The organism is Bacillus sp. BC08, assembly GCF_054326875.1.
The window spans coordinates 940,578-951,478 of sequence record NZ_JBTGPA010000031.1 but is presented as its reverse complement, the minus strand read 5'-3'; the positions used below and the strand labels follow the sequence as shown (position 1 = coordinate 951,478).

Here is a 10,901-nt window from a genome sequence, read left to right as displayed (position 1 = left end):
AACATTCAAAGGAGTGATTGTAGATGAAGAAAGTAGATGTAAAAGAGTCAGCTGTAGGGAGAGAAACACGTATTCGTAAGCAGTGGAACGAGCAAAGTATTTTCGAGCAATCAATTCAGAATCGAGAAGGCGCACAATCTTTTGTGTTTTATGAAGGACCACCAACGGCGAATGGATTACCGCATGTAGGTCATGCACTTGGACGGACAATTAAAGATGTAGTAGCAAGATATAAAACGATGGCTGGATATAAAGTGTTAAGAAAAGCGGGATGGGATACACACGGTTTACCTGTAGAATTAGGTGTTGAGAAGCAACTCGGTATTTCTGGTAAACATGAAATCGAAGAGTATGGAATTGAGCCATTTATCCAGAAGTGTAAAGAGAGTGTATTCACATATGAGAAGCAGTGGCGTGAATTCACTGAAAGCATCGGTTATTGGGTAGATATGGATGATCCATACGTTACGTTAGAGAATCCATATATCGAAAGTGTATGGCATATTTTAGGAACGATTCATGAAAAAGGCTTATTGTATAAGGGACATAGAGTCTCACCATATTGCCCAAGTTGTCAAACTTCACTAAGTTCACATGAGGTTGCACAAGGGTATAAAACAGTAAAAGATTTAAGTGCAACAGTTAAGTTTAAAGTGAAAGATAGTGAAAATGAATATTTCCTAGGTTGGACAACGACACCTTGGACACTGCCAGCAAATGTTGCGCTCGCTGTACATCCAAACATGGAATACGTGAAAGCGAAACAAGAAGGTCATGTATACATTGTTGCGAAAGAACGTGTACAAGATGTATTAAAAGAAGACTATGAAGTATTATCTGTTCATAAAGGTGATGAATTAGTAAACACATCTTATACAGCACCATTTCCAATGAAAGAAGTTACAAATGGCTACCACGTTATCGCGGCAGATTTTGTCACGGCAGATAGTGGTACAGGACTTGTTCATATCGCTCCAGCATATGGGGAGGACGATTATAGAGTCGTTCAAAGTGCAGGATTGTCATTCTTACATGTTGTAGATGAGAAAGGTGAGTATACAGAAGCGGTACCATTTTTGAAAGGGAAATTTGTAAAAGATTGTGACGTGGATATCGTTCGTTATTTAGCGAAGGAAGGCCTACTATATCATAAAGAAAAGTATGAACATAGCTACCCACATTGCTGGCGCTGTGATTCCCCACTTCTTTATTATGCAGGAGAGAGTTGGTTAATCCGAACAACTGCAATTAAAGATACATTTTTACAAAATAACGATTCTGTTACTTGGTATCCAGATCATATGAAACATGGACGCTTTGGTAAGTTTTTAGAAAATATGGTGGACTGGAATATTAGCCGAAATAGATACTGGGGAACACCATTAAACGTATGGGAATGTGAAAGTTGCGATCATCAATTCGCACCGAAAAGCATTGCTGATTTAAGAAAGCATAGTACGAAAGAAACACCAGAAGATTTAGAATTGCATAAGCCGTATGTAGATGAAGTACAAGTTTGCTGTGAAAAATGCGGAAGTACGATGAATCGTACACCAGAAGTAATTGATGTTTGGTTTGATAGTGGTTCCATGCCATTTGCACAATATCATTATCCATTTGAAAATAAAGAGTTATTTGAAGAACAGTTTCCAGCAGATGTAATTGCAGAAGGCATTGATCAAACACGCGGCTGGTTTTATAGTTTATTAGCAGTATCAGCACTATATACAGGAAAAGTACCGTATAAACGAGTGTTATCATTAGGGCATGTTCTAGATGAAGAAGGACAGAAAATGTCTAAAAGTAAAGGGAATGCACTAGATCCAGTTGATTTAGTCAATCAGTTTGGTGCAGATGCTTTAAGATGGGCGCTTCTTGTTGATAGTGCTCCGTGGAATGCGAAGCGCTTTTCTGAAAGAACAGTACTGGAAGCAAAATCTAAATTTGTAGATACATTAGTCAATGTGTATAGCTTCTACGTTTTATATGCAAATTTAGATGAGTATAATCCGAAAGAAACGTATGATGTAAAGCGGACGAAATTGGATGAATGGGTATTATCAAGATTGCATAGCACAACGAAAAAAGTGAGAACCGCACTTGATGATTATCAATTTACGAATGCAGCTCGTGAAATCGCAGCACTTGTAGATGAAGTAAGTAACTGGTACGTAAGACGATCACGTAATCGTTTCTGGGAGTCTGGTATGAGTGCTGAAAAAGCAGCTGCGTATGAGACACTTCATGAAGTACTTGTGACAATTAGTAAATTAATTGCACCATTTACACCGTTTGTCGCTGAAGATATTCATTTAAATTTAACTGGAAGTAGCGTTCATTTAGAGGATTATCCAGTTGTAAATGAATCACTACTTCAGCCGAAATTAGAAGCAGAAATGGATGCAGTTTTACAAGTTGTTGAACTTGGAAGAAGTAATCGTAATCAGCATTCTTTAAAAGTAAAACAGCCGTTAGCGGAACTTGTATTACTAGCACATAATGAGAATGATATGGATTGGGAATCGTATCGTGATATCGTCATGGATGAGCTAAACGTCAAAGCGTTCCATGTTGAACTCGATGAAACGAAATATACGTCCTATCAATTAAAGCTGAACTTTAAAACAGCTGGTCCGAAGTTTGGTAAAAATGTGAATGCAGTAAATACATGGCTAAAACAATTATCAAAAGAAGAAGTACAACACTTTGTATCTACAGAAAGAGCAGTTTACGAAGCTGCACCAGGAGAAGAAATAGTAGTAACAGCCGAAGATGTAGTAGTAGAGAAAGTCGCGAAATCAGGATTTTCTAATACAACTAACGGACAATATACAGTTATGTTAGATACGAATGTAACGGAAGAATTGTTACAAGAAGGAGTAGCGCGTGAATTCATTCGAGCGGTTCAAGAATATCGTAAGCAGCTGAATTTACCGGTTAATTTACGAGTCGATGTTATTCTTGATACAGAGGATGAACTAAAACGAACATTAACGAACCATAAAGATTTATTGGAAGAAAATTTACTCGTTAAGCAATTTACATTTGATCACTTAACGAATGAAGACGATGAGCTATCTTTAGGTGAAGCGAAAGTTCGAATTAAATTAAGCGCGGCTCATTAAAGAAAAAAGGAAGTTGGAATCATTCCAACTTCCTTTTTGTATGATGGAAATTTCTTTCTAAAGTATTGTTTTCATTTTACACATAAATATTGAGAAAATTTCACTCACCCTAAATGGAAAGGTAATAGAATTGTTTATAGAGAATTACTCGTAGATTCAATTTTTATCCCCCCATTTTGTGGGGAATAATTGCCTAGTGGTAATGGGATAAGGTTGAGCTACTTTATTAGGGGGAGTGGTTCTATGTTTAATAAAAAAATGGTGGCAATGGCAATGACTGTGCCGTTAGTAATGGGGACGATTTCTACTGTTTCGGCATTGGAAAAACAGCAGCAAGTAAAGCTAGAGGCTTATTCACCACAGAAAAAAGCAACTGAATATTTAAAAGAAAATGCAGCGCAGTATGGATTGAAAACAGACCTTTCAGACTTACAATATATTTCTACAACAGAAACGTCAGTAGCTTCATATGTTAGGTTCCAACAAGTTGTTAACGGTGCGCCTGTATTTTCAAAACAAATTACAGTTACACTTAACGGAGAGGGAAAGGGAGTACTTGCTGTTTCTGATTATCAATCCGTTAAAGGTGTGAAGGAAGTAACGACAAAAATTAGTGAAAAGGATGCAATACAAAAATCAATGGCGTATGTTGGAGAAGCAAGTGAGCAAAACTTATGGGCTCCTACAGAGAAAGAATTCGGATATATTGTTGAAGAGGGAATTGCTCGTCCAGTATATAAAGTTGTAGTCCATTCTAATAACCCATTTGGTGCATGGGAAACATTTATTGACGCGGAAAATGGAAAGTTAATTAAAAAGGTTGATATAAACCGAAAAGCCGAAGGATCAGGAAAAGTGTTTTTACCTAACCCGGTCGTATCTAGCGGTAGTAAAGTAGGCTTAAAAGATAATAACGATGCAGATTCAACTGCGCTAACGAACCAATTGAAGACTGTTACGTTAAAAGGTTTAGATGGAACAGGATTTTTAATTGGAGAGTATGTAACGATTTCTTCAAAAGCAAAAACGAAATCTGCGAATTTACAATTTAACTATACACGCGCAAATGATAGCTTTGAAGATGTTATGTCGTATTATCATATCGATACATTACAGCGTTACATTCAAGGGTTAGGTTTTAAAAATATTAATAATCGCTCTATTAAAGTGAATGTGAATGGAACGACGGCGGATAACTCATTTTATTCTCCGACAACGAAAGCATTAACTTTTGGTACTGGCGGAGTAGATGATGCAGAAGATGCTGGTATTATCGCACATGAATACGGACATTCGATTCAAGATAACCAAGTTCCTGGCTTTGGTAGTTCAGCAGAAGGCGGAGCGATGGGAGAAGGGTTTGGCGACTTCTTAGGTGCTACGTATGAAGATGCAGTATCAACTACAGGATACGGAAAAGCATGTGTTGGAGAATGGGATGCGACTGCTTATTCTAGTTCAGATCCGACGTGCTTGCGCCGATTAGATACGAATAAAGTGTATCCGAAAGATATTACAAATGAGGTACATGATGATGGGGAAATTTGGGCACAAGGTCAATACGAAATGGCGCAAGCTTTTGGACGTGATGTAGCAACGAAAATTATTTTACAATCACACTGGTCATTAACACCAAATTCTAAATTCAGTGATGGAGCAAAAGCAATTAAGCAAGCGGATGCTCTTTTATATGGCGGACAACATGCTGCTGATATCGATCGTATTTGGGCAGCAAGAGGAATTAGTACGAATTAATATAAAAAGTCGTGGCATTTATAAGCCACGACTTTTTAATTTGCTTATGGACTGGTACTAGTAAAGGTAGCTACATGAATGGTAGTGTGAATTTAGCTGCATTCGTTTATTTTTTCTCGTCTTTAAAAACAAAATGATCTTTAAATTTTCTAGACTCAACTTTTTGACCGTTTCTCATGGAGCGGAAAGGGTGTTCTTGCCAAGTAATGATTACATCAACTACATCTGCTTTTGTAGCAACTGGAAAATTAGCATGTCTAAATCCAGTTTTTCCACTTGCTAAACGACTTTCCTTTAGGGAGAATAGTTCATATTTCGTTTGCGTTTTTGGCTCATTGCGGAATACTTCGACTTGTACGTTATATACTTCACTGTTTCCAACATTTTTTACTGAAAATTGATAGGTTTGAAATTCATCTTTTTTAGCTTGAAGCGTCTTTTTGCTTATTTTTTTCGGTTCATCAATATTCACTTGCCATTGATCAGAGTTTTGGGAGATTGGTAAAGCTTTTGGTGAATAGGCGTATGTTTCATTCACTGCAATTAGGCATAACAAAAGAAGAAAGAAACTAATCGCTTTTTTCATATAAACACCTCGCTATAAAATTTTTATCCCGCTATTTGCCGGGCAGTAAGACCCTCCAGCTCAAAATTCAGGGAAAGCAAAGAAGTTAGGTGGGGGGCGGGCTTCCCGTAAAAGCCCGATTGGTGAGGGCTGATAATCAGTGGGGAGGAACAAAATCCCCACTGATTAAAGTTTCACTTTATCAATATGCGTAAATGAAACGGAAATTATGTAATAAAATGGAAAAAGGTGATACTTTGATTCAAATGAATTTGAAAAAACTTGAAGAGGTAGTAGATGGTGAAGGGTTACAAGAATCGTTTCATCATATAGAGATACATGGTGTCTGCATAGATTCCAAAAGCATGAAAGAAGGAAATTTATTTGTTCCAATCATTAGAGTGAAAGATGGACATGATTATGTGAAAGAGGCAATGGATAATGGAGCTGTCGCTTCCTTATGGAAAAAGTCTTATGGTACTCCGCCAAAAGGGATGCCAATTATATTTGTAGATGACACTTTGTTTGCTTTGCAACAATTGGCACAATATTATCGAACAGAGCTACATGTAAAAGTAATCGGAATTACTGGTAGTAATGGCAAGACAACAGTAAAAGATATTATAAGCACGATTTTAAGTACAACTCATCGTGTGCATAAAACAAAGGGGAATTTTAATAGTCAAATCGGTTTACCATTAACAATTTTAGAGATGAAACGAGATACAGAGTTTTTAATACTTGAAATGGGGATGAGTGAAAAAGGGCAAATTAGAAACTTATCAATAATAGCACAGCCAGATGTAGCGATCATTACAATGATTGGCCAGTCTCACTTAGAAACACTCGGATCAAGAGAAGAGATTGCGAAGGCTAAATTAGAAATTATTGATGGATTAAAAGATGAAGGATTATGTTTGTATAATGGCGATGAACCATTGCTTTTTCAAAATAAGAATCTATCGAGTATAAATTGTAAGGCATTTGGTGAAAAGTATACAAATGATTTGTTTCCAACAAACGTGCGATTAGATGAATATGGTGTTCATTTTAAAGTAAAGGATTCAAAAATACAGTACGATGTTCCCTTATATGGAAAACATAATATTTTAAATACGATTGTTGGAATCGTTGTAGGTCAATATTATAATGTCCCTACAGAAAAAATACAGGAAGCATTACGGCAAGTAAATATTACTCATATGCGCTTTCAATTTTTAACCGCCAAAACAGGTTTTACAATTATTAACGATGCGTGGAATGCCAGTCCCTCTTCAATGAAGGCTGCAATTGAAACGTTACAGACATTAAATGCCTATAAGAAAAAAATGATAGTAATTGGGGATATGTTAGAGTTAGGGAAGAAAGCTGAAACATATCATAGAGAAATTGGTAACATGCTAAATCAAGAGAGCATTCAATATGTATTCACTTATGGAGAGTTAGCTGAAATTGTAGCGGAAGAAGCGAGAAAGAAATATGATACAGAAAAAGTACAGTCATTTAATAGTAAAGCCAAGATAGCAGAGGCAATATTAAAAGTTATAACGGAAAATGACATCGTATTATTAAAAGGCTCACGTGGTATGGCTTTAGAGGAGATTGTACAAAATTGGATATGAAAAATGAAAATGTATGTAAAAAGGCTTGCGTTTTATAAAGTGAAGAGATAGAATACTCTGTAAATATAAAAAGTGATGATCAGGAAAAGTACATGATGCAAAGGTCTACAGAGAGCAATCGGTTGCTGAGAAGATTGCGATACCGCATGATGGAAAGACACTTGTGAGTGTTGCTTTGAACGTGATAATTAGTAAAAGCAAACGGTACCTACCGTTATCAGGGCTAAGATGGTCATTATGACAATTTGGGTGGTACCGCGGAAAAATCCGTCCCTATTTATAGGGGCGGATTTTTGTATTCTTTGAAGGGAGGTGAGTGACCGTGGATGATGACGATGACAACAACAATAACGTAAATAAATATAAATTTACTGGAGGGAAATGTAATGAAGCGTTCACTCACAAAAGAATGTACAAAGCAAAGCGGAAAAGTTGTAGTACTTCAAGGATGGGTAAAAAAGATTCGTCATCTAGGTAATGTTAGTTTTTTATTAATAAGGGATCGATCAGGAGTTATGCAATGCGTATTAGAAAACGAGCTAGCTGGATTTAAAGTAGATGTGGAAAGTGTCGTTCAAGTCGTAGGCCAAATAGTGGAGACTTCAAAAACAGAATTAGGAGTTGAAGTACTTGCTCACGAAGTGAAAATATTAAATGGTGCAGAACCACTTCCGTTTGAAATAAATAAAAGGAAGTTACAAGTTGGTTTAGATCAATTACTGAATGAACGGGTATTATCATTAAGACATGAGAGAACCGCGGCAATATTTAAAGTGAAATCTACACTCGTTCAGAGCTTTAGTGAATTTCTAATAGAGAACGATTTCACACGTATATTTACTCCGAAAATTGTTTCGCAAGGGGCAGAAGGAGGAGCGAATGTTTTTAAACTACCATACTTTCAAAAAGAAGCTTATTTAGCACAATCACCTCAGTTTTATAAACAAATGATGGTAGCTGGGGGACTCGAACGTGTTTTTGAAGTTGCACCTGTTTACAGAGCGGAACATCATAATTCTTCCCGTCATTTGAATGAATATATCTCGTTAGACGTAGAGCTTGGATTTATTCATGATTTTTATGAAGTGATGCAACTAGAAACGGATGTTTTACGATATATGTTTCAACAAGTAGCAAAAAACTGTGAAAAAGAACTAAAACTATTACAAATAGAAGTACCTGTTATTACAGAAATACCGAAAATTACATTGTTACAAGCGCAAGAAATTTTGAAAAGTAAGTACCAGAAAGAATCGCCAATTGGGGATTTAGATACAGAAGGTGAGAAGCTATTAGGGAAATATGTGAAGGAAACATATAAGAGTGAGTTTGTTTTCATTACACATTATCCGAAAGAAGCTAGGCCGATGTATACGATGCCGAATAAAGAGAATCCATCTATTACTGATTCGTTCGACTTACTATATAAAGGGCTAGAAATAACTTCAGGGGCGCAGCGAATTCATGATTACGAAATGTTACTCACTTCTTTTAAAGAAAAAGGATTACATCCAGATATATTTCAATCTTATTTAAATACATTCCGATACGGTTGTCCCCCGCACGGTGGTTTTGGAATTGGATTGGAGAGAGTTGTATACAAACTATTAGAATTAACAAATGTACGAGAAGCGAGTGCTTTTCCGAGAGATTGTACGCGTCTTATACCGTAAGAATAAACCCCTTCTATACTATAGAAGGGGTTTATTCTTTTCAACACATGTTAAAAGGAATAATTTTTTGTGTGAAAATATGTAAATTATATTAAGAACATTTTATAATGAATTGAGAAAAAGAAAATTCATAAGTTATAATGAAATATGAATATAGAAAAGATTCATATAATAATGTATGGAAGGGTATGAAACATGTTATATCAAACTCAAGCAACACAACAAACACCAGCTTATATAATTTATCTTCTTGATGTAAGCGCATCAATGAACCAAATGATGGATGCAGGCGGAGAAGAAAAAAGAAGAATTGATATTGTAACGGATGCTCTTTCTTTAGCGATTCGCCAAATGGTATTTCGTTCAACAAAAGGTAGTCGCTTGCTTCCAAGGTATAAGTTATCTATTTTAGCCTATAGCGATCATGTTTTTGATTTATTGGGTGGTGTGAAAACAATAGACGAGGTAGCAAGACTGCGCCCGCTAGAAAAAATCCAAACGCATCGTTTAACTGATACAGCAAAAGCTTTCTCTGTAGTGGAGAAGTTATTGCAAAAGGAATTACCAAATTTACAAGATGGGCCAGCTCCTGTTGTTTGTCATATGACAGATGGTGCTTCAACTGGTGAAGATCCAGAATTAATTGTACGAAGAATTATGAATATGTCTGTACCTGATGGAAACGTACTAATTGAAAATATTTTTATTTCAGATGAAATTATGCAAGAACAAATTTCTAATATAAAGAAGTGGGAAGGGATTATGCCAAATACAGAAATTACAGATGAGTATGGTGCAAAGTTGCAAAGATTGTCATCACCTATCCCTCAAAGCTATCGTGAGATGATGACGGAACATGGGTTTCATATTGCAGATGGTGCTGTGATGATGTTTCCTGGGACAAATGCGGACTTAGTATCACTTGGATTTCAAATGTCTGCTGCAACGCCGGTTCGATAGGAGGGGGGAGTAAGGTGAAATATACCCTATCGCAAAAGGAAGAAACGGTATTGCAAGAAAAGGAAATGAAACATTTCACTTATAGATATAGCTATGTAAGAGCAAAAGAAACGCAGGATTTAAATGAGAGTGGACAAGACTTTCTAGTATTTCTAGATAATGGAACTAGTTTCATATTTGCCTTATGTGATGGTGTAGGGCTATCTTTTCATGGTGAAATTGCTGCGAAATTTCTTGGTATGAAGTTAGTAAATTTATTTGAAACATGTCAAGAAAATGGAATGAACATTACCACATTATTAAATGAACAGTTAAATAATTGGATAGAAGAAGCTTCAGAGGAAGTAAGTGCATTTCGCTTGCCAGAAGAAACACCGTGGTTACTACGCGATGTTTTGGAAGAAAAGCGAAAAAAAGGTAGTGAAGCGATGTTTATTGGCGGGAAAATAGAACTCATTCCAAATCAAGATAAAGTACAAATAACCATAGTTACACATGGTGATTCATTTGTACAATTGTTTCAAGATAAGGAGAATTGTTCGGATGTAATGAAGTTTGAGAGAAATATAGAGAAAAGATGGTCTACACAGCGAGGCGTTATTGGTGGGGAATTGGCGGTTTTTTCAAAGACATTGTCTAGACAAGAAGTTAATCGGATAGTTATTCATTCAGACGGACTTCTTTCGCTTAAGCAGTATAACTTTGAGGAAGTGCTAAAAGAAATTGAGAGGGCGCAGAACTCTCCGACAAGCGATGATATTTCATTTTTAGATGTTTCTTGGTAACAAACATGATGGAAAAAAGGTGAATAAACGTGGAAGAGATTATTGTGACATACATAAAACAGTCAAATGAAGAAATTGATATTGCAATTCCAAATGACGTAAAAGTGGTGCAAATTATTGAAGCGATTTTACATCATGAAAAAATAGATGAAGCATTAAGCGGGATCTATGAAATTAGAGTGGCAAAAGATAAAGAAGAGTGGCATTCTATTCGAAATGATGAAACGTTGCGCGATAATGATGTGTGGGATGGACAATATGTAATGCTACATAAAAAAGGAGCAATTATCCCTTCTTTTGAAATGATGCCAGCAGAAGAAGTTTATAATGAACCTGTTAAACAAGATATGTCTTCTAGTGAAGAAGATTATGTATGGAAAATCATTGAGTAAAAGTTTTTGGATAGGGAAGGAGAA

Annotated in this window: 8 protein-coding genes and 1 other annotated feature; of the genes, 7 read left to right on the top strand and 1 reads right to left on the bottom strand. The window is 36.2% G+C overall.

Annotated elements, in window-relative coordinates; translation table 11 throughout:
• Window positions 1–23 precede the first annotated feature (23 nt).
• Entirely contained in the window at window positions 24–3,125 is a 3,102-nt protein-coding gene (gene ileS / locus ACXVYO_RS15405) for an isoleucine--tRNA ligase (RefSeq protein ID WP_458467690.1), read from the top strand.
• Between the two features lie 243 nt (window positions 3,126–3,368).
• A complete protein-coding gene (locus tag ACXVYO_RS15400; protein WP_458467689.1) occupies window positions 3,369–4,880 on the top strand; it encodes a M36 family metallopeptidase in 1,512 nt (503 codons plus the stop codon).
• 106 nt (window positions 4,881–4,986) lie between these two features.
• Here the strand turns inward: ACXVYO_RS15400 and ACXVYO_RS15395 are convergent, their stop codons facing one another.
• Window positions 4,987–5,466 carry a hypothetical protein gene (locus ACXVYO_RS15395; protein ID WP_458467688.1) on the bottom strand — a complete coding sequence of 160 codons (480 nt, stop codon included), beginning with the start codon at window positions 5,464–5,466 and terminating at the stop codon, window positions 4,987–4,989.
• 218 nt (window positions 5,467–5,684) lie between these two features.
• Between ACXVYO_RS15395 and ACXVYO_RS15390 the strand changes: the two genes are divergently transcribed.
• The 5 genes from ACXVYO_RS15390 to ACXVYO_RS15370 all read left to right on the top strand — a co-directional run bounded on the left by ACXVYO_RS15390 (window position 5,685) and on the right by ACXVYO_RS15370 (window position 10,877).
• Window positions 5,685–7,067 carry a UDP-N-acetylmuramoyl-tripeptide--D-alanyl-D-alanine ligase gene (locus tag ACXVYO_RS15390; RefSeq protein WP_458467687.1) on the top strand — a complete coding sequence of 461 codons (1,383 nt, stop codon included), beginning with the start codon at window positions 5,685–5,687 and terminating at the stop codon, window positions 7,065–7,067.
• Window positions 7,068–7,133: 66 nt separating this feature from the next.
• Window positions 7,134–7,345: a binding site (T-box leader), on the top strand.
• Window positions 7,346–7,453: 108 nt separating this feature from the next.
• Window positions 7,454–8,740: an aspartate--tRNA(Asn) ligase gene (aspS, locus tag ACXVYO_RS15385; RefSeq protein WP_458467686.1), complete on the top strand. Its 1,287-nt coding sequence runs from the start codon at window positions 7,454–7,456 to the stop codon at window positions 8,738–8,740.
• A gap of 195 nt (window positions 8,741–8,935) precedes the next feature.
• Window positions 8,936–9,700, top strand: coding sequence for a vWA domain-containing protein (locus ACXVYO_RS15380; RefSeq protein ID WP_044792564.1), 765 nt, complete (start codon window positions 8,936–8,938; stop codon window positions 9,698–9,700).
• A 65-nt stretch (window positions 9,701–9,765) separates the two neighbouring features.
• Window positions 9,766–10,485, top strand: a complete 720-nt coding sequence (locus ACXVYO_RS15375; RefSeq protein ID WP_458467802.1) for a hypothetical protein — start codon at window positions 9,766–9,768, stop codon at window positions 10,483–10,485.
• Between the two features lie 29 nt (window positions 10,486–10,514).
• Window positions 10,515–10,877 (top strand): EsaB/YukD family protein, encoded by a 363-nt coding sequence (locus tag ACXVYO_RS15370; protein WP_000391141.1) that lies wholly within the window; start codon window positions 10,515–10,517, stop codon window positions 10,875–10,877.
• The last annotated feature ends 24 nt before the right edge of the window (window positions 10,878–10,901 follow it).